Source organism: Streptomyces spinoverrucosus (assembly GCF_015712165.1).
Taxonomy (GTDB): Bacteria; Actinomycetota; Actinomycetes; order Streptomycetales; family Streptomycetaceae; genus Streptomyces; species Streptomyces spinoverrucosus_A.
The window spans coordinates 7,476,151-7,494,693 of record NZ_JADPZX010000001.1 but is presented as its reverse complement, the minus strand read 5'-3'; the positions used below and the strand labels follow the sequence as shown (position 1 = coordinate 7,494,693).

At 70.2% G+C, this 18,543-nt stretch carries 18 protein-coding genes; 1 reads left to right on the top strand and 17 read right to left on the bottom strand.

Annotated elements, in window-relative coordinates:
- Nucleotides 1–6: 6 nt before the first annotated feature.
- The 13 genes from metK to pyrR all read right to left on the bottom strand — a co-directional run bounded on the left by metK (nt 7) and on the right by pyrR (nt 14,260).
- A complete protein-coding gene (metK, locus tag I2W78_RS34090; protein ID WP_196464094.1) occupies nt 7–1,215 on the bottom strand; it encodes a methionine adenosyltransferase in 1,209 nt (402 codons plus the stop codon).
- Nucleotides 1,216–1,453: 238 nt separating this feature from the next.
- Nucleotides 1,454–2,659, bottom strand: coding sequence for a bifunctional phosphopantothenoylcysteine decarboxylase/phosphopantothenate--cysteine ligase CoaBC (gene coaBC / locus I2W78_RS34085; RefSeq protein ID WP_196464093.1), 1,206 nt, complete (start codon nt 2,657–2,659; stop codon nt 1,454–1,456).
- A 111-nt stretch (nt 2,660–2,770) separates the two neighbouring features.
- Nucleotides 2,771–3,043, bottom strand: a complete 273-nt coding sequence (gene rpoZ / locus I2W78_RS34080; protein ID WP_003988945.1) for a DNA-directed RNA polymerase subunit omega — start codon at nt 3,041–3,043, stop codon at nt 2,771–2,773.
- Nucleotides 3,044–3,094: 51 nt separating this feature from the next.
- Complete coding sequence (gene gmk, locus I2W78_RS34075) at nt 3,095–3,652, bottom strand: guanylate kinase (RefSeq protein ID WP_196464092.1); 558 nt, start codon at nt 3,650–3,652, stop codon at nt 3,095–3,097.
- A gap of 59 nt (nt 3,653–3,711) precedes the next feature.
- Nucleotides 3,712–4,035: an integration host factor gene (locus I2W78_RS34070; protein ID WP_003977346.1), complete on the bottom strand. Its 324-nt coding sequence runs from the start codon at nt 4,033–4,035 to the stop codon at nt 3,712–3,714.
- 288 nt (nt 4,036–4,323) lie between these two features.
- A complete protein-coding gene (gene pyrF, locus I2W78_RS34065; RefSeq protein ID WP_196464091.1) occupies nt 4,324–5,166 on the bottom strand; it encodes an orotidine-5'-phosphate decarboxylase in 843 nt (280 codons plus the stop codon).
- The gene (locus I2W78_RS34060; RefSeq protein ID WP_196464090.1) at nt 5,163–6,269 is read right to left on the bottom strand and encodes a quinone-dependent dihydroorotate dehydrogenase; all 1,107 of its coding nucleotides are present in this window, start codon (nt 6,267–6,269) and stop codon (nt 5,163–5,165) included. The genes pyrF and I2W78_RS34060 overlap by 4 nt, the downstream gene beginning before the upstream one ends.
- A gap of 50 nt (nt 6,270–6,319) precedes the next feature.
- A complete protein-coding gene (carB, locus tag I2W78_RS34055; RefSeq protein WP_196464089.1) occupies nt 6,320–9,628 on the bottom strand; it encodes a carbamoyl-phosphate synthase large subunit in 3,309 nt (1,102 codons plus the stop codon).
- A complete protein-coding gene (gene carA / locus I2W78_RS34050) occupies nt 9,621–10,763 on the bottom strand; it encodes a glutamine-hydrolyzing carbamoyl-phosphate synthase small subunit (protein WP_196464088.1) in 1,143 nt (380 codons plus the stop codon). Before carA ends, carB begins: the two co-directional genes overlap by 8 nt.
- Nucleotides 10,760–11,329, bottom strand: coding sequence for a PH-like domain-containing protein (locus tag I2W78_RS34045; protein WP_196464087.1), 570 nt, complete (start codon nt 11,327–11,329; stop codon nt 10,760–10,762). Before I2W78_RS34045 ends, carA begins: the two co-directional genes overlap by 4 nt.
- Nucleotides 11,326–12,612 (bottom strand): dihydroorotase, encoded by a 1,287-nt coding sequence (locus I2W78_RS34040; protein WP_196464086.1) that lies wholly within the window; start codon nt 12,610–12,612, stop codon nt 11,326–11,328. The genes I2W78_RS34045 and I2W78_RS34040 overlap by 4 nt, the downstream gene beginning before the upstream one ends.
- Nucleotides 12,613–12,617: 5 nt before the next feature.
- Complete coding sequence (locus tag I2W78_RS34035) at nt 12,618–13,595, bottom strand: aspartate carbamoyltransferase catalytic subunit (protein WP_196464085.1); 978 nt, start codon at nt 13,593–13,595, stop codon at nt 12,618–12,620.
- A 104-nt stretch (nt 13,596–13,699) separates the two neighbouring features.
- On the bottom strand, nt 13,700–14,260 hold the full coding sequence (gene pyrR / locus I2W78_RS34030) for a bifunctional pyr operon transcriptional regulator/uracil phosphoribosyltransferase PyrR (RefSeq protein ID WP_196464084.1): 561 nt from the start codon (nt 14,258–14,260) through the stop codon (nt 13,700–13,702).
- 276 nt (nt 14,261–14,536) lie between these two features.
- On the opposite strand from pyrR, the gene bldD reads away from it, so the two are divergent.
- Nucleotides 14,537–15,040, top strand: a complete 504-nt coding sequence (bldD, locus tag I2W78_RS34025; RefSeq protein WP_004990661.1) for a transcriptional regulator BldD — start codon at nt 14,537–14,539, stop codon at nt 15,038–15,040.
- A 180-nt stretch (nt 15,041–15,220) separates the two neighbouring features.
- On the opposite strand, the gene nusB is transcribed toward bldD, so the two are convergent.
- From nusB to I2W78_RS34005, 4 genes are all read right to left on the bottom strand, one after another.
- Nucleotides 15,221–15,658: a transcription antitermination factor NusB gene (gene nusB, locus I2W78_RS34020; protein ID WP_196464083.1), complete on the bottom strand. Its 438-nt coding sequence runs from the start codon at nt 15,656–15,658 to the stop codon at nt 15,221–15,223.
- Between the two features lie 2 nt (nt 15,659–15,660).
- Entirely contained in the window at nt 15,661–16,227 is a 567-nt protein-coding gene (efp, locus tag I2W78_RS34015) for an elongation factor P (RefSeq protein WP_196464082.1), read from the bottom strand.
- A gap of 51 nt (nt 16,228–16,278) precedes the next feature.
- Entirely contained in the window at nt 16,279–17,385 is a 1,107-nt protein-coding gene (locus I2W78_RS34010; protein ID WP_196464081.1) for an aminopeptidase P family protein, read from the bottom strand.
- A 190-nt stretch (nt 17,386–17,575) separates the two neighbouring features.
- Nucleotides 17,576–18,478 (bottom strand): Pro-rich N-terminal domain-containing protein, encoded by a 903-nt coding sequence (locus I2W78_RS34005; RefSeq protein WP_196464080.1) that lies wholly within the window; start codon nt 18,476–18,478, stop codon nt 17,576–17,578.
- Between the last annotated feature and the right edge of the window lie 65 nt (nt 18,479–18,543).

Genomic DNA, 18,543 nt, shown 5'->3' with positions numbered 1-18,543 from the left:
GGGGACCTACAGCCCCGCGGCCGCGCGCAGCGCGTCCACGCGGTCCGTGCGCTCCCAGGTGAAGTCGGGAAGCTCACGGCCGAAGTGACCGTACGCCGCGGTCTGGGCGTAGATCGGCCGGAGCAGGTCGAGGTCGCGGATGATGGCGGCCGGGCGGAGGTCGAATACCTCGTCGATGGCCTTCTCGATCTTCTCGTGGTCGATCTTGGCGGTGCCGAAGGTCTCGACGAACAGACCGACCGGCTCGGCCTTGCCGATGGCGTACGCCACCTGGACCTCGCAGCGGGACGCCAGGCCCGCGGCGACGACGTTCTTGGCGACCCAGCGCATCGCGTACGCCGCCGAGCGGTCGACCTTGGACGGGTCCTTGCCCGAGAAGGCGCCGCCACCGTGGCGGGCCATGCCGCCGTACGTGTCGATGATGATCTTGCGGCCGGTCAGGCCGGCGTCGCCCATCGGGCCGCCGATCTCGAAGCGGCCGGTCGGGTTCACCAGCAGGCGGTAGCCCTCGGTGTCGAGCTTGATGCCCTCGTCCAGGAGCGCCTTGAGCTCCGGCTCGACCACGAACTCGCGGATGTCCGGCGCCAGCAGGGACTCCAGGTCGATGTCGCTGGCGTGCTGCGAGGAGACGACGACCGTGTCGAGGCGGACGGCCTTGTCGCCGTCGTACTCGATGGTGACCTGCGTCTTGCCGTCCGGGCGCAGGTAGGGGATCGTGCCGTTCTTGCGCACGTCCGACAGGCGCTTGGACAGACGGTGCGCCAGGAAGATCGGCAGCGGCATCAGCGTCGGCGTCTCGTCCGAGGCGTAGCCGAACATCAGGCCCTGGTCACCGGCGCCCTGCTTGTCGAGCTCGTCGTCGTCGCCCTCGACCCGGCTCTCGTACGCCGTGTCCACACCCTGCGCGATGTCCGGGGACTGCGCGCCGATCGAGACCGAGACACCACAGGAGGCGCCGTCGAAGCCCTTCTTCGAAGAGTCGTAGCCGATCTCCAGGATCTTGTCCCGGACCAGCTGCGGGATCGGCGCGTAGGCCTTGGTCGTGACCTCTCCGGCCACGTGCACCAAACCGGTCGTGATCAGGGTCTCGACGGCGACCCGGGAGGTCGGGTCCTCGCGCAGAAGCGCGTCGAGAATGGTGTCGCTGATCTGGTCAGCGATCTTGTCGGGGTGACCCTCGGTCACGGACTCCGAGGTGAACAGGCGACGGGACACAACGCTCCCTGGGGTTGCAGCGGCTGCTGGCTGATCATTGGTGGACGGGACGGGGGCTGCGCCCGACGACGTCCGACAACAGTTTATCGGTCGCTCTCCGCCACGAAGTCACCGTCTCGCCTCTCGGGAGCCCTGTGACCTGCGGCACGGGCATTCTGCCCAATGTGCGGCGACCTTGGCCAGGGGCGCCACACCGCGAATGTACAGGTCCGGGGGCAGCGCGCGGACCTTGTGGCAATCACCCCAGACGGGCCGCCACGAGGTCCCAGACCGTGTCGGCCAGCGCTTCCTTGGGGCCGTACGGCACGGGCGTTTCGCTGCCGTCGGCGCCGAGCACCACCGCTTCGTTCTGCTCTGAGCCGAAGGTCTTGCGCTCGCCGACCTCGTTCACCACGAGCAGATCACAGCCCTTGCGCTCCAGTTTCTTGCGGCCGTTGGCGAGGACGTCGTCCGTCTCTGCGGCGAAGCCGACGATCACCTGTCCGGGGCGGGCGCGGTCGGTCGAGATCTCCGCGAGGATGTCCGGATTCCGGACGAGCACGACGGGCTCGGGGTCCTGACCGTCCTGCTTCTTGATCTTTCCGGCCGCGTATGTCGCCGGGCGGAAGTCGGCGACCGCCGCCGCCATCACGACCGCGTCGGCGTCCGCGGCCGCCTTCAGCACCGCCTCACGCAGCTGCACCGCCGTGCCGACCTGGACGACGTCCACACCGGCCGGGTCGGGCAGCCCGGTGGTGTTCGCGGCGACCAGCGTGACGCGGGCGCCCCGCGCCGCGGCCGTGCGCGCGAGGGCGTAGCCCTGCTTGCCGGAGGAGCGGTTGCCGAGGAAGCGGACGGGGTCGAGCGGCTCGCGGGTGCCGCCGGCGCTGACGACGACGTGGCGGCCGCTGAGGTCCGGCTCGGTGGCACCGCGGACCAGCACGCGGCGGCAGACCTCGAAGATCTCGGCGGGCTCGGGCAGCCGGCCCTTGCCGGTGTCGACGCCGGTGAGGCGGCCGACGGCGGGCTCGATGACGACCGCGCCCCGGCGGCGCAGCGTCGCCACGTTCTCCTGGGTGGCCGGGTGCTCCCACATCTCGGTGTGCATGGCGGGGGCGAAGACGACCGGGCAGCGGGCGGTGAGCAGGGTGTTGGTCAGCAGGTCGTCGGCGAGGCCGTGGGCGGCCTTGGCGAGCATGTCGGCGGTGGCCGGAGCGACGACCACCAGGTCGGCCTGCTGGCCGATGCGGACGTGCGGGACCTCGTGGACGTCGTCCCAGACCTCCGTGGAGACGGGATGGCCGGACAGCGCGGACCAAGTCGCGGCGCCGACGAAGTGCAGCGCGGAGGCGGTGGGGACGACGCGTACGTCGTGGCCCGACTCCGTCAGCCGTCGCAGCAGCTCACAGGCCTTGTACGCGGCGATGCCACCGCTCACCCCCAGAACGACCTTGGGCTTGTCCACCGTCTCTCCCCGGACTCGACTTGTACGGCGTACGCGTCTATGACACACCACAGGCCCGACAGTCGCGCTGCCGGGCCTGTGGAAAAACCTACTGCGATCTGCAGATATGACTTACTGCGCCGGGCCCTCGACGGCCTCGGACGTCAGCAGACCCGCGTTGATCTCGCGCAGGGCGATCGAGAGAGGCTTCTCGTGGACGTGGGTGTCGACAAGCGGACCGACGTACTCGAGCAGACCCTCGCCGAGCTGCGAGTAGTACGCGTTGATCTGGCGGGCCCGCTTGGCCGCGTAGATCACGAGGCTGTACTTCGAGTCGGTCGCCTCGAGGAGCTCGTCGATCGGCGGGTTGATGATGCCCTCGGGCGCGGAGATGGAAGAGGACACGCTCTACCTTCCGATGGATGGGAAAGATTCAGTGTGAATGATCGGTGACGATCACACAACGTCCATCAAGGCTAGCAGCTCACGAGCCACGTCCTTGACGGAGGTGTTGACCAGGGTCTCGTCGAACTCCGGCTCCGCCGCCAGTTCGACCTTCGCCGCGGCAAGCCGCCGCTCGATCACCTCGGGCGGCTCGGTGCCCCGGCCGGTGAGTCTGCGCACCAGCTCCTCCCAGGAGGGCGGAGCGAGGAACACCAGCTGGGCTTCGGGCATGGACTCCCGCACCTGCCGGGCACCCTGAAGGTCGATCTCCAGCAGGACGGGCTCACCCTTCTCCAGCCGCTCCAGCACGGCCGCACGCGGCGTGCCGTAGCGGTTGCCGGCGAACTCGGCCCACTCCAGCAGTTCGCCGTTGGCGATCAGCTTGTCCATCTCGTCGTCGGTGACGAAGAAGTAGTGGACTCCGTGCCGCTCGCCGGGGCGCGGCTTGCGGGTCGTCGCCGACACCGAGAGCCAGACCTCGGGGTGTTCCTTGCGCATATGGGCGACGACCGTGCTCTTGCCGACCCCGGAGGGTCCGGAGAGCACGGTCAGCCGCGGACGTTCACTCATGCAGCGATTATTCCAGCTGTACCGGAGTGCCCGGGACCAGTCCCGGGGTCCTCCGAAGGTCAGGAACCGGTGCTGCCGAACTCACGCTCGAGGGAGGCGATCTGGTTGGAACCGAGACCACGCACGCGGCGGCTCTCGGAGATGCCGAGTCGCTCCATGATCTGCTTGGCGCGGACCTTGCCCACGCCCGGCAGGGACTCAAGGAGGGCGGAGACCTTCATCTTGCCGATGACGTCGTTCTCCTGGCCCTGCTTGATGACCTCGTGAAGGGAGGCGCCGGAGTGCTTGAGTCGATTCTTGACCTCGGCCCGCTCCCGGCGAGCCGCGGCGGCCTTTTCGAGCGCGGCTGCGCGCTGTTCGGGGGTAAGGGGCGGAAGAGCCACGCCTACGTCACCTCGGATGTCGAACTGTCGGATACGGACCGGTGAGGAACCTAGTCGCCCCACACCTGGGGAGCCACGAGCAACACGCTCGCCCGCTCTCCCCCACTGCCTTGAGGGCGTGGGAGGCGCCCCCACACGTCGGAGACTAGCGGTCAAGTCCGCCAGAGTCAGCGAGAACAGCGGAAAAGTCCTGGTCAGCCTCTGTCAGGACAGGATATTTCAGACATACTGCCCTGGATTTGAGGATGTATCCAGCCTCAAGTCGGATCCAAAGCCCTGGTCGGGACCTCAGCCCGCCGCCACGGCGGCCCGGATCTCCTCCGCGAAGCGGTCCGCGGCGGTACGCAGAGCGACCACGTCGTTACCGTGCCGCAGCACACCCCGGCTGACGTTCGGCACGACATTGCGCACGGCGGCCCCGAAAACCCCGGGAAGGTCGGCCGGAGTGGCACCCTGGGCACCGATTCCGGGGGCGAGCAGGGGACCGTTGATGTCGAGGTCGTACGACGACAGGTCACCGAGCGTGGCGCCGACGACCGCGCCGAAGGAGCCCATCGGCGCCTCCCCCGCGTTCTCGGCGGCCAGGTGGGCCAGCATGGTGGCGCCGACGGTGCGGCCGTCGGCGCGCACGGCGTGCTGGACCTCCGCGCCCTCGGGGTTGGAGGTCAGCGCCAGCACGAACAGACCCGCGCCGTTCTCGCGCGCCAGCTCCACGGCGGGCCTGAGCGACCCGTAGCCGAGGTACGGCGAGACGGTCAGCGCGTCGGAGAACAGCGGGGCGCCCTTGTGCAGGAAGGACTCGGCGTACGCGGCCATGGTGGAGCCGATGTCGCCGCGCTTGGCGTCCATGACGACCAGCGCGCCGGCCGCCCGCGCTTCCTGGACCGCCTTCTCCAGCACGGCCACGCCCCGCGAGCCGAAGCGCTCGAAGAACGCGCTCTGCGGCTTGAGGACGGCGACCCGGTCGGCCATCGCCTCGACGACCGTGCGGCTGAACCGCTCCAGCCCTGCCACGTCGTCGTTCAGGCCCCAGTCGGCGAGCAGGGAGGCGTGCGGGTCGATGCCGACGCAGAGCGGGCCGCGCTCGTCCAGTGCACGGCGCAGCCGTGCGCCAAAGGGTTCCAGGCTCATGTGGCCTTCCTCACATCGGCGCCGACGGCGTCGGCGAGCGTGGCGTACGGGCTGGTGCGCAGGCGCGCGGCGAGGCCCTTGTGGATCGCGCGGGCCCAGAAGGGACCCTCGTAGATGAAGGCGCTGTAGCCCTGCACCAGCGTGGCGCCGGCCAGGATGCGCTGCCAGGCGTCCTCGGCGTTCTCGATGCCGCCGACGCCGACGAGGGTGATCCGGTCGCCCACGCGCGCGTACAGCCGGCGCAGCACCTCCAGGGAGCGGGCCTTCAGCGGGGCGCCGGAGAGACCGCCGACCTCCTTGACCAGCGAGGGTTCGGATTTCAAACCGAGTCCCGCGCGCGCGATGGTGGTGTTCGTGGCGATGATCCCGTCCAGGCCCAGCTCCACGGCGAGATCGGCGACGGCGTCGATGTCCTCGTCGGCCAGGTCGGGCGCGATCTTCACCAGGAGCGGGACGCGCCGGGAGGTGACCATCCGGTCGGCGGCGTCGCGGACGGCGGTCAGCAGGGGCCGCAGATGCTCGACGGCCTGGAGGTTGCGCAGCCCGGGCGTGTTGGGCGAGGAGACGTTCACGACCAGGTAGTCGGCGTACGGCGCCAGCCGCTCGGCCGACTTCACGTAGTCCAGGACGGCCTCGGCCTCGGGGACCACCTTGGTCTTGCCGATGTTGACGCCCACGACGGTCCGGAAGACCGGCTCGCGCGAGGCCAGGCGGGCGGCGACGGCCAGCGAGCCGTCGTTGTTGAAGCCCATGCGGTTGATCAGCGCCCGGTCCGCCACCAGCCGGAACAGCCGTTTCCTGGGGTTGCCGGGCTGCGGCTCCCCCGTCACCGTGCCGATCTCGACGTGGTTGAAGCCGAGCATCGACATGCCGTCGATGGCGACGGCGTTCTTGTCGAAGCCGGCGGCGAGCCCGAAGGGGCCGTGCATGCGCAGCCCGAGGGTCTCGGTGCGCAGCTCCTTGTAGCGGGGGGCCAGCACGGCCGCGACGAAGGTGCGCAGGACGGGAAGGCGGACGGCAAGGCGGATCCAGCGGAAGGCGAGGTGGTGGGCCTGCTCCGCGTCCATGCGCTTGAAGACGAGACGGAAAAAAATCTTGTACATGTGTCCTCACGAAGAGGGGGACACCGTCTCCGGTGTCCCCCTCGGGGCTGCTAGTCGCGGGCCGCGGACATGACTTCCGCGTGTTCCTGGAGCGATCGGACACCCACGTCACCGTGGTTGAGGGCGTCGATGCCCTGGACGGCTGCGGCGAGCGCCTGGACCGTCGTCAGGCACGGCACGCCGCGCGCCACGGCCGCCGTACGGATGTCGTAGCCGTCGAGGCGGCCGCCGGTGCCGTAGGGGGTGTTGACGATGAGGTCGACCTCGCCGTCGTGGATGAGCTGGACGATGGTCCGCTCACCGTTCGGGCCGGTGCCCTCGGACTGCTTGCGCACCACGGTGGCGTGGATGCCGTTGCGCTTCAGCACCTCGGCGGTGCCGGAGGTGGCCAGCAGCTCGAAGCCGTGGGCGACCAGCTCGCGCGCCGGGAAGATCATCGAGCGCTTGTCGCGGTTGGCGACCGAGATGAAGGCGCGGCCCTTGGTCGGCAGCGGGCCGTAGGCGCCGGCCTGCGACTTGGCGTACGCCGTGCCGAAGACCGAGTCGATGCCCATGACCTCGCCGGTGGAGCGCATCTCCGGGCCGAGCACGGTGTCGACGCCGCGGCCGTGGATGTCGCGGAACCGCGACCACGGCATGACGGCCTCCTTGACGGAGATCGGCGCGTCCAGCGGCAGCTCGCCGCCGTCGCCGTGCTGGGGCAGCAGGCCCTCCGCGCGCAGCTCGGCGACGGTCGCGCCCAGGGAGATCCGGGCGGCGGCCTTGGCCAGCGGCACGGCGGTCGCCTTGGAGGTGAAGGGCACCGTGCGCGAGGCGCGCGGGTTGGCCTCCAGGACGTAGAGGATGTCGCCCGCCATCGCGAACTGGATGTTGATCAGGCCGCGCACGCCGACGCCCTTGGCGATGGCCTCGGTGGAGGCGCGCAGCCGCTTGATGTCGAAGCCGCCGAGGGTGATCGGGGGCAGGGCGCACGCCGAGTCGCCGGAGTGGATGCCGGCCTCCTCGATGTGCTCCATGACGCCACCGAGGTAGAGCTCCGCACCGTCGTACAGCGCGTCGACGTCGATCTCGATCGCGTCGTCGAGGAACCGGTCGACCAGCACCGGCCGGGACGGGCTGATCTCGGTGGACTCGGCGATGTAGGCCGACAGCCGGGCCTCGTCGTAGACGATCTCCATGCCGCGGCCGCCCAGGACGTACGACGGGCGGACGAGGACCGGGTAGCCGATCTCGTCGGCGATGGCCTTGGCCTCGGTGAAGGTGGTGGCCGTGCCGTGCTTGGGGGCCGGCAGGCCGGCCTCCTGCAGGACCTGGCCGAAGGCACCGCGGTCCTCGGCGGCGTGGATGGCCTCCGGGGACGTACCGACGATCGGTACGCCGTTGTCCTTCAGCGCCTGCGCCAGGCCCAGCGGGGTCTGGCCGCCGAGCTGCACGACGACTCCCGCGATCGGGCCGGCCTGCTGCTCGGCGTGCACGATCTCCAGCACGTCCTCCAGCGTCAGCGGCTCGAAGTACAGGCGGTCGGACGTGTCGTAGTCCGTGGAGACCGTCTCCGGGTTGCAGTTGACCATCACGGTCTCGAACCCGGCGTCGCTCAGCGCGAAGGAAGCGTGGACGCAGGAGTAGTCGAACTCGATGCCCTGGCCGATGCGGTTGGGGCCGGAGCCCAGGATGATGACGGCCGGCTTCTCGCGCGGGGCGACCTCGGTCTCCTCGTCGTAGGAGGAGTAGAAGTACGGCGTCTTCGCGGCGAACTCGGCGGCGCAGGTGTCGACCGTCTTGTACACCGGGCGGAGGCCGAGTGCGTGCCGCACCTCGCGGACGACGTCCTCGCGCAGGCCGCGGATCTCACCGATCTGCTGGTCGGAGAAGCCGTGCCGCTTGGCCTCGGCGAGCAGGTCGGCGGTCAGCTCGGGCGCCTGGGCCAGCTCGTCGGCGATCTCCTTGATGAGGAAGAGCTGGTCGACGAACCAGGGGTCGATCTTCGTGTACTCGAAGACCTCCTCGGGCGTGGCGCCCGCGCGGATGGCCCGCATGACGGTGTTGATCCGGCCGTCGGTCGGGCGGACGGCCGCGCGCAGCAGCTCGGCCTTGTCGCCGGGCTCGCCCACGAACGTGAACTGGCTGCCCTTCTTCTCCAGCGAGCGCAGCGCCTTCTGGAAGGCCTCGGTGAAGTTGCGGCCGATGGCCATGGCCTCGCCGACCGACTTCATGGTGGTGGTCAGCGTGGAGTCGGCCTGCGGGAACTTCTCGAAGGCGAAGCGGGGCGCCTTGACGACGACGTAGTCCAGGGTCGGCTCGAAGGACGCCGGGGTCTCCTGGGTGATGTCGTTGGGGATCTCGTCCAGGGTGTAGCCGACGGCGAGCTTGGCGGCGATCTTCGCGATCGGGAAGCCGGTCGCCTTGGAGGCGAGCGCCGAGGACCGCGACACGCGCGGGTTCATCTCGATGACGATCACCCGGCCGTCCACCGGGTTCACCGCGAACTGGATGTTGCAGCCGCCGGTGTCGACGCCGACCTCGCGGATCACGGCGATGCCGATGTCCCGCAAAACCTGGTACTCGCGGTCGGTGAGCGTCATGGCGGGCGCGACCGTGATCGAGTCGCCGGTGTGCACACCCATCGGGTCGAAGTTCTCGATGGAGCAGACGACCACGACGTTGTCGTGCTTGTCGCGCATCAGCTCCAGCTCGTACTCCTTCCAGCCGAGGATGGACTCCTCCAGGAGCACCTCGGTGGTCGGGGAGAGCGTCAGGCCCTGGCCGGCGATGCGGCGCAGCTCCTCCTCGTTGTGCGCGAAGCCGGAGCCGGCGCCGCCCATGGTGAAGGAGGGGCGGACGACGACCGGGTAGCCGCCGAGCTCCTCGACGCCTTTGAGGACGTCGTCCATGGAATGGCAGATGTAGGACCGGGCGGACTCGCCGTGGCCGATCTTCTTGCGGACCTCCTCCACGACCTCCTTGAACTGGTCGCGGTCCTCGCCCTTGTGGATCGCCGCCACGTTGGCGCCGATCAGCTCGACGCCGTACTTCTCCAGCACCCCGTTCTCGTGCAGTGAGATCGCGGTGTTGAGCGCCGTCTGGCCGCCCAGGGTGGGCAGCAGGGCGTTGGGCTGCTCCTTGGCGATGATCTTCTCGACGAACTCGGGGGTGATCGGCTCGACGTAGGTGGCGTCGGCGATCTCCGGGTCGGTCATGATCGTCGCAGGGTTGGAGTTCACGAGGACGACCCGGAGGCCCTCGGACTTCAGGACGCGGCACGCCTGGGTGCCGGAGTAGTCGAACTCGGCGGCCTGGCCGATGACGATCGGGCCGGAGCCGATGACCAGGACGGACTGGATATCGGTGCGCTTAGGCACGCTGGCCCTCCATCAGGGAAACGAAGCGGTCGAACAGGTAGGCGGCGTCGTGCGGGCCCGCTGCCGCTTCAGGGTGGTACTGGACGCTGAAGGCCGGCCTGTCGAGGAGCTGGAGGCCTTCCACCACGTTGTCGTTGAGGCAGACGTGGGAGACCTCGGCGCGGCCGAAGGGGGTCTCGGAGACCTTGTCGAGGGGGGCGTCGACGGCGAAGCCGTGGTTGTGCGCGGTGACCTCGACCTTGCCGGTCGTACGGTCCTGCACCGGCTGGTTGATGCCCCGGTGGCCGTACTTCAGCTTGTAGGTGCCGAAGCCGAGGGCGCGGCCGAGGATCTGGTTGCCGAAGCAGATGCCGAACAGCGGCGTGCCGCGCTCCAGCACGCCCTGCATGACCGAGACGGCGTGGTCGGCGGTGGCGGGGTCGCCGGGGCCGTTGGAGAAGAACACGCCGTCCGGGTTCACGGCGTACACATCGTCGACGCTCGCCGTGGCGGGCAGCACGTGCACCTCGATGCCGCGCTCGGCCATCCGGTGCGGGGTCATGCCCTTGATGCCGAGGTCGACGGCGGCGACGGTGAACTTCTTCGCACCGATCGCGGGCACGACGTACGGCTCGGTGGTGGCGACCTCGGCGGAGAGGTTCGCGCCCTTCATCTCGGGGGCCTGGCGCACCTCGGCGAGCATGGTGCCCTCGTCCGGCAGCGCGTTGCCGGAGAAGATGCCGACGCGCATGGCGCCCCGCTCACGCAGGTGCCGCGTCAGCGCGCGGGTGTCGATGCCGGAGATGCCGACGACGCCCTGCTTGCGCAGTTCCTCGTCCAGCGAGCGCCGGGAGCGCCAGTTGGAGGGCACGCGCGCGGGGTCGCGTACGACGTAGCCCGCGACCCAGATCTTCTTGGACTCGGGGTCCTCGTCGTTGACGCCGGTGTTGCCGACGTGCGGGGCGGTCATCACGACGACCTGGCGGTGGTACGACGGGTCGGTGAGGGTCTCCTGGTAGCCGGTCATGCCGGTGGAGAACACGGCTTCGCCGAAGGTCTCCCCCACCGCCCCGTAGGCTCGGCCGCGGAAGATCCGGCCGTCCTCCAGGACGAGTACGGCGGGGACCTTCGTGGTTACCCCTGTGGAGGTCGTCATCGTTCGGCGCCTTCCGTGGTGCTGGTCTTGATCATGGAGTTGATTGCTTCGACCCACTCGTTGTGCTCGGCCGCGCGGTCGGAGCGGAAACCGGAGTCGATCAGCCGTTCGCCGTGCGCCCAGGTCACGACGAGCAGTCCGCCCTCGGTGAGGACCTTGCCGGCGATGCCCTTGTCGAGCCGCGCCTCGCGCAGGACCGCCGCGGGGACGAAGAAGTCGCTCGCTCCGGGGCGTACGACGTCCAGTCCCGCGTCCGTCAGGGTGAGCTCGACCCGGCTGCGGGTACCCAGGCCGTGCGCCACGATGCGGTCCAGCCACTGACCGGCGGTGGTGGAGCCGTGGTAGCGACCGGTCATCGTCAGTTTCGCCGCGCCGGGCTCGTCCGGCGCGCTGGGCAGCTCCGGGAGGTCGCCCTGGAGGGTGCCGCGCCACTTCCAGCCCTCGCGCATCAGCCAGTAGACGAGCGCGACGAACAGGGCGAGGCCGACGACCCAGCCGATGCGGGCGGCCCAGTCGGTCACTTCCGCCGATTCCTTATCGGCGGCCAGCAGGATTACAGGTGTCACGTGAGCTTCCCGTCGACGAGCGTGGCCTTGCCCCGGAGCCACGTGTGCGTGACACGGCCCGGCAGCTCACGACCCTCGTACGGGGTGTTGCGGCTGCGCGAGGCGAAGCCCGCGGGGTCCACGGGCCCACGGTATGCCGTGTCGACGAGGGTGAGGTTGGCGGGCTCACCTGCCGAGACGGGCCGTCCGTGCCCCGTGGCCTGCCCGATCCGGGCCGGCGCGAAGGACATACGGTCCGCCACGTCGGCCCAGCCGAGCAGCCCTGTGTCGACCATGGTCTCCTGGACCACTGACAACGCGGTCTCCAGGCCGACCATCCCCATCGCGGCGGCGGCCCACTCGCAGTCCTTGTCCTCGTGCGGGTGCGGGGCGTGGTCGGTGGCGACGATGTCGATCGTGCCGTCGGCGAGCGCCTCGCGCAGCGCCAGCACGTCCCGCTCGGTGCGCAGCGGCGGGTTCACCTTGTAGACCGGGTTGTACGTCCGTACCAGCTCGTCGGTGAGGAGGAGGTGGTGCGGGGTGACCTCGGCGGTGACCCGGATGCCGCGGGACTTGGCCCAGCGCACGATCTCCACGGACCCGGCGGTCGACAGATGGCAGATGTGCACGCGGGAGCCGACGTGCTCGGCGAGCAGCACGTCCCGGGCGATGATCGACTCCTCGGCCACCGCGGGCCAGCCGCCGAGGCCCAGCTCCGCGGAGACGACGCCCTCGTTCATCTGGGCGCCCTCGGTCAGCCGCGGCTCCTGCGCGTGCTGGGCGACGACCCCGCCGAAGGCCTTCACGTACTCCAGCGCCCGGCGCATGATCACGGCGTCGTCGACGCACTTGCCGTCGTCGGAGAAGACGGTGACGCCGGCCGCCGACTCGTGCATGGCGCCCAGCTCGGCGAGCTTCCTGCCCTCCAGGCCCACGGTGACGGCGCCGATCGGCTGCACATCGCAGTAGCCGTGCTCCCGGCCCAGTCGCCAGACCTGTTCGACGACACCGGCGGTGTCCGCGACCGGGAAGGTGTTGGCCATGGCGAACACGGCGGTGTAGCCGCCGGAGGCGGCCGCGCGCGTGCCGGTGAGTACGGTCTCGGAGTCCTCGCGGCCGGGCTCGCGCAGATGGGTGTGCAGGTCGACCAGGCCCGGGAGCAGCACCTTGCCGCCCGCCTCGACGACCTCGGCGCCCTCGTCCGGCAGGCCGTGGCCCACGGCGGCGATGCGGGAGCTCTCGATCAGCACGTCCTGCGGCTCGCCGCCGAGCACCTTCGCACCACGGATCAGGATCTTGCTCATCTGTCTTACTTCTCCTCGGTACGGGTGTTCGTGACGGCGGGTTCGTTTCCACCGAGCAGCAGATACAGAACGGCCATCCGGATGGAGACTCCGTTTGCGACCTGCTCGATGGCGGTGCAGCGTTCGGAGTCGGCGACCTCGGCGGTGATCTCCATGCCGCGGACCATCGGGCCGGGGTGCATCACGATGGCGTGCTCGGGCATCTTCGCCATCCGGTCGCCGTCCAGGCCGTAGCGCCGCGAGTACTCGCGCTCGGTCGGGAAGAACGCGGCGTTCATGCGCTCGCGCTGCACGCGCAGCATCATCACCGCGTCGGACTTGGTCAGCGTGCTGTCGAGGTCGTACGACACCTCGCAGGGCCAGGTCCCGACGCCGACCGGCAGCAGGGTGGGCGGGGCGACGAGGGTGACCTCGGCGCCGAGGGTGTGCAGCAGGTCGACGTTGGAGCGGGCGACCCGGCTGTGCAGGACGTCGCCGACGATGGTGACGCGCTTGCCGGACAGGTCGTGGCCGAGCCCGGCGTCCCGGCCGACGAGGCGGCGGCGCATGGTGAACGCGTCGAGCAGTGCCTGGGTGGGGTGCTGGTGGGTGCCGTCGCCGGCGTTGATGACGGCCGCGTCGATCCAGCCGGAGTTGGCGAGCCGGTACGGGGCTCCGGAGGCGCCGTGCCGGATGACGACGGCGTCGACGCCCATGGCTTCCAGGGTCTGGGCGGTGTCCTTCAGGGACTCGCCCTTGGACACCGAAGACCCCTTCGCGGAGAAGTTGATGACATCCGCGGACAGCCGCTTCTCGGCGGCCTCGAAGGAGATCCGGGTGCGGGTCGAGTCCTCGAAGAAGAGGTTCACCACGGTGCGGCCGCGCAGGGTCGGCAGCTTCTTGATCGGCCGGTCGGCGACCCGGGACATCTCCTCGGCGGTGTCGAGGATCAGGACGGCGTCGTCGCGGGTGAGGTCGGCGGCCGAGATGAGATGGCGCTGCATCTTTCAGGCTCCGTAAGGCAGTTCATTCGGGAGATTTCGGGCAACCGTGCGCGTGCTGGAACGCGCCGAGCCGGCGCACGGCAGCGGCCGTACGCCTTCGGTTGCTACTGGGCGGTCTGCTTCACACCGAGCAGCACGGTGTCGCGACCGTCCTCCTCGGCGAGCTGGACCTTGACCGTCTCCCGCAGCGACGTGGGGAGGTTCTTGCCGACGTAGTCGGCGCGGATGGGCAGTTCGCGGTGGCCGCGGTCGACGAGGACCGCGAGCTGGACCGCGCGCGGGCGCCCGATGTCGTTCAGGGCGTCGAGGGCGGCGCGGATGGTGCGGCCGGAGAAGAGGACATCGTCGACGAGGACGACGAGCCTGCCGTCGATGCCGTCACCGGGGATCTCGGTGCGGGCCAGCGCACGCGGCGGGTGCATGCGCAGGTCGTCGCGGTACATCGTGATGTCCAGCGAACCGCACGGGACTTTGCGCTCGGTGATCTGCTCGAGCTTGACGGCGAGCCGCTGGGCGAGGAAGACGCCTCGGGTCGGAATGCCGAGGAGCACCACGTCGTCGGCGCCCTTGGCGCGCTCGACGATCTCGTGGGCGATGCGGGTCAGAACCCGCGCGATGTCGGGGCCCTCGAGAACGGGCCTCGCATCGGACGCTTGTGTGTCCATACGAAACGGACCTCCTTCTCCGCCTCACGGGACGGACCTTAAAGGACGTCGGGATTGCGCCATCCACCGTAGCAGGCCGCCACGACACCCCGGATCACCCCCCTCGGGGTCACTGGATCACCCGCTCGGCGTAGTCGGCGGCCGATACCACGGAAGAGTCGGTGCGGACCATTCGGCTTGACGCGGGAGAGTAACGCTGCGTAACCTCACAGTGAGTTACCAGCCGCGCGGCGTGGAACCACTCCAGTCGCGTCGACACAGTGTCCGGGGAGCCATATGTCCAGCGAATACGCCAAACAGCTCGGGGCCAAGCTCCGGGCCATCCGCACCCAGCAGGGCCTTTCCCTCCACGGTGTCGAGGAGAAGTCCCAGGGACGCTGGAAGGCGGTCGTGGTCGGGTCGTACGAGCGCGGCGACCGCGCCGTGACCGTGCAGCGCCTTGCCGAGCTGGCGGACTTCTACGGCGTTCCCGTGCAGGAGCTCCTTCCGGGCACCACCCCGGGCGGCGCCGCCGAGCCGCCGCCGAAGCTGGTCCTGGACCTGGAGCGGCTGGCCACGGTGCCGGCCGAGAAGGCCGGCCCCCTGCAGCGGTACGCGGCGACGATCCAGTCGCAGCGCGGTGACTACAACGGCAAGGTGCTCTCGATCCGCCAGGACGACCTGCGCACGCTCGCCGTCATCTACGACCAGTCGCCCTCGGTCCTCACCGAGCAGCTGATCAGCTGGGGCGTGCTGGACGCGGACGCGCGCCGCGCGGTGGCCTCGCACGAGGAGAGCTGAGCACTCCACCACCTCAGCAGAAACGTGCCGCCGGGGTGGCCGGAACTTCACGGTTCCGGCCACCCCGGCGGCTTTGTGAGCGCCTCCGGCGCCACGCACGTATCCGAGGGCGCCACGGGACGCGAGAACGCCGGAGGGCCGCAGCACGCACGCTGCGGCCCTCCGGCGTTCTCGGGTGTCTCAGTCCTCGGTGGTCCGTCGCAGCGAGGGCTTCAGGTCCTTGAGCCGGCCGAGCAGACCGTTGACGAACGAGGGCGACTCGTCCGTGGAGAACTCCTTCGCCAGCTGCACCATCTCGTCCAGCACGACGGCGTCCGGGGTCTCGTCGACCCAGATCAGCTCGTAGGCGCCGAGACGCAGGATGTTGCGGTCGACGACCGGCATCCGGTCGAGCGTCCAACCGACCGAGTACTGGGCGATCAGCTCGTCGATCCGCGTCGCGTGCTCCGCGTAGCCCTCGACGAGCTGCATCGTGTACTCGCTCACCGGCGGCTGCCGGGTGTCGGTCCGCGAGAGCCGGATCCAGTCCGCGAGGACCGTCAGGACGTCGGCGCCGCGCTGGTCGCCCTCGAAGAGGATCTGGAAGGCGCGCTTGCGGGCCGTGTTACGGGCAGCCACGGTTAGCTGCTCACCCGGCCGAGGTAGTCGCTGGTGCGCGTGTCGACCTTGATCTTCTCACCGGTGGTGATGAAGAGCGGGACCTGGATCTGGTGACCGGTCTCCAGCGTGGCGGGCTTGGTGCCGCCGGTGGAGCGGTCGCCCTGGACGCCCGGCTCGGTCTCCTGGATGGTCAGCTCGACGGCGGCGGGCAGCTCGACGAAGAGCACCTCGCCCTCGTGCTGGGCGACGGTGGCCATGAAGCCCTCGATGAGGAAGTTCGCGGCGTCGCCGACGGCCTTGCGGTCGACCATGAGCTGGTCGTAGGTCTCCATGTCCATGAAGACGAAGTACTCGCCGTCCATGTAGGAGAACTGCATGTCCCGCTTGTCGACGGTGGCCGTCTCGACCTTCACGCCGGCGTTGAAGGTCTTGTCGACGACCTTCCCGGAGAGCACGTTCTTGAGCTTGGTGCGCACGAAGGCCGGGCCCTTGCCGGGCTTGACGTGCTGGAACTCGACGACGGACCAGAGCTGGCCGCCTTCGAGCTTGAGCACCATGCCGTTCTTGAGGTCGTTCGTGGAAGCCACGGTTGCGGAATCTCCTGGACTGACGTGGACGACCCCGGCGCGCGCACCTGCCTAGAGGGCGAGCAGCTCCTTGGTCGTGATGGTGAGTAGCTCGGGTCCGCCGTCCGCCTCGGGGCGTACGACGAGCGTGTCATCGATCCGGACACCGCCCCGGCCCGGGAGGTGGACCCCCGGTTCGACGGTGACCGGCACGCAAGCGTCCAGTTTACCCATGGCCGTGGGGGCCAGCTGAGGGTCCTCGTCGATTTCTAGTCCCACACCGTGGCCGATGAGCCCCGGGAGGCCCTCGCCGTACCCGGCGGAGTCCAGCACGTGGCGTGCGGCGCGGTCCACGTCGCGGTAGGCGGCACCGGGGGCGAGCATCTCGCGGCCGGCCCGCTGGGCCGCGAAGACCAGGTCGTACAGCTCGATCTGCCAGTCCGCGGGTGAGGTGCCGATGACGAAGGTACGGCCGATCTCGCAGCGGTAGCCGCGGTAGGAGGCACCCAGGCAGACGGACAGGAAGTCGCCCTCCTCGACGCGGCGGTCGGTGGGGCGGTGTCCGCGTCTGCCGGCGTTCGCCCCGGTGGCGACGGACGTGGGGAAGGCGGGGCCGTCGGCGCCGTGGTCGACGAGGCGGCGTTCGAGTTCCAGGGCGAGGTGGCGCTCGGTGCGGCCCACCAGGATGGACTCCAGGAGCTCACCGAGGGCCTGGTCGGCGATCTCGGCGCCGATGCGCAGGCAGGAGATCTCCTCCTCGTCCTTGACGACTCTGAGCTGCTCGACCGCGTTGCCGAGGTCGGCGAGGCGGAGGGCGGGGGTGACGGAGCCGATGGCTCGGTGGCGGGAGACGGTGAGGTGGTGTTCCTCGACGGCGAGGGAGTCGGCGCCCTGGGCCGTGGCGAGGTCGGCTGCGGCGACGGCGGGGTCGCCGCCGGGGGTGGGGAGGGTGTGCAGGCGCAGGGTCTCGTCGGGGCGGCCCTCGGTGGGGCGGTCGTCCGGTGGACCGGCACAGACCAGCAGGTCCTCGCGCTTGCCCAGCAGCAGTACGGCACCGTGGGGCGCCGCGCCCGCGAGGTAGCGCACGTTGGCGGGCCGGGAGATCAGCGCCGCCGCGCTGCCGCCCGCGTTGCAGCGCTCCCGTAGCCGGGTTCGGCGGGTCGCGTACACCTCTGACATGTGCCGAGCGTACGAGCTTCGCTGGGTTTGTGCCGGTTGAGGGGGGCTGAGTGGGCGTTGTCTGGATTGTGAGGGTGGGGAGGGTGCCCGTTTTGGGGGGTGCCACCGGTTGTTGTGTGCCGTCTGCGGGTCTGTGGGGGCTTGGCGCGCAGTTCCTCGCGCCCCATTGGGGTTGGGTCAGCCCCCTGCGTTACCAGTTCGGGGGGCTTGCTATCGACCTTGCCAGGACCTCGTCCAGGACTCGGGCCGTGCCGGGGACGTCGAGCTGGGAGTTGTCGATGATGGGCAGGCCCGAGCCGTACCAGCCGGCCATGCGGCCGTGGATGCGGGCCACCTCCTCGTCGGTGAGGCGGCGGTTGCCCGTGCGTTCCGCGTTGCGTTCCAGGACGATGTCGAGGCCGGGGAGGAGGACGACGGGCAGGAGGCCGGGGCCCACGTGGCGCTTCCAGCCGCCGAGGCCCACGACGGGACGGTCGGGGAAGACCGCGTCGTCGAGGATGCACGAGATGCCGTTGGCCAGGAAGTTGCGGGCGGCGAAGCCGCAGGTGCGGCGGGCCAGGCGGTACTGGGCCTCGGAGTTGTCGTTCCAGCCGGACTGGGGGTCGGCGAAGCCCGAGCGGACCCATTCACGTACGTCGTCGAGGCTGATGTGGGCCGTGGGGACCCTGCGATGGTCCGCCCAGTACTTCGCCACGCTGGTCTTGCCCGCGCCCGCCGGGCCGATGAGCAGCACCGCGAGGGTGGTGGTCGCCGGGTCGGGGGCGGTGGTGGTGGCGGGTGCGGGGGGCATCGTCACCGGGCCGCCGGGTGGCAGTGGGACGTGGCCCGTGGTGTCCGGGGGCGGCGGGGGTGTCATCGGGGCGTGGCGCGGGGCCGATGGCGGGGCTCCGGTGAAGCCCGGGGGCGGCGGCACAGGGGCGGAGCCCTGCGGCACGGGCGGCGGGGGCACGGGGGCGGAACCCTGGGGCACGGGCGGGGGTCCCTGGTGGTGCGGACCCGGACCCGGGTGGTGTGCGGCCGGCGACCAGCCGGCGGCCGGTCCGTGCCCCGGCTGGTGGGGCGGCGGCAGCGGAGACCCCACTGCGTGCTGCATCCGGTGCCACTCCGTCTCGTCTTACTCGGCAGGCAATTGGCGCTGGCAGCGGGCGCGACCCGCTG

Bases quoted from the DNA above. Each gene is read 5' to 3' on its own strand.
- pyrF (WP_196464091.1), bottom strand. From the start codon at position 5,166: ATGAGCCTGGAACCCTTTGGCGCACGGCTGCGCCGTGCACTGGACGAG.
- I2W78_RS34060 (WP_196464090.1), bottom strand. From the start codon at position 6,269: ATGTACAAGATTTTTTTCCGTCTCGTCTTCAAGCGCATGGACGCGGAG.
- pyrR (WP_196464084.1), bottom strand. From the start codon at position 14,260: ATGGACACACAAGCGTCCGATGCGAGGCCCGTTCTCGAGGGCCCCGAC.
- I2W78_RS34040 (WP_196464086.1), bottom strand. From the start codon at position 12,612: ATGAGCAAGATCCTGATCCGTGGTGCGAAGGTGCTCGGCGGCGAGCCG.
- I2W78_RS34010 (WP_196464081.1), bottom strand. From the start codon at position 17,385: ATGTCAGAGGTGTACGCGACCCGCCGAACCCGGCTACGGGAGCGCTGC.
- bldD (WP_004990661.1), top strand. From the start codon at position 14,537: ATGTCCAGCGAATACGCCAAACAGCTCGGGGCCAAGCTCCGGGCCATC.
- I2W78_RS34005 (WP_196464080.1), bottom strand. From the start codon at position 18,478: ATGCAGCACGCAGTGGGGTCTCCGCTGCCGCCGCCCCACCAGCCGGGG.
- gmk (WP_196464092.1), bottom strand. From the start codon at position 3,652: ATGAGTGAACGTCCGCGGCTGACCGTGCTCTCCGGACCCTCCGGGGTC.
- carA (WP_196464088.1), bottom strand. From the start codon at position 10,763: ATGACGACCTCCACAGGGGTAACCACGAAGGTCCCCGCCGTACTCGTC.
- I2W78_RS34035 (WP_196464085.1), bottom strand. From the start codon at position 13,595: ATGCAGCGCCATCTCATCTCGGCCGCCGACCTCACCCGCGACGACGCC.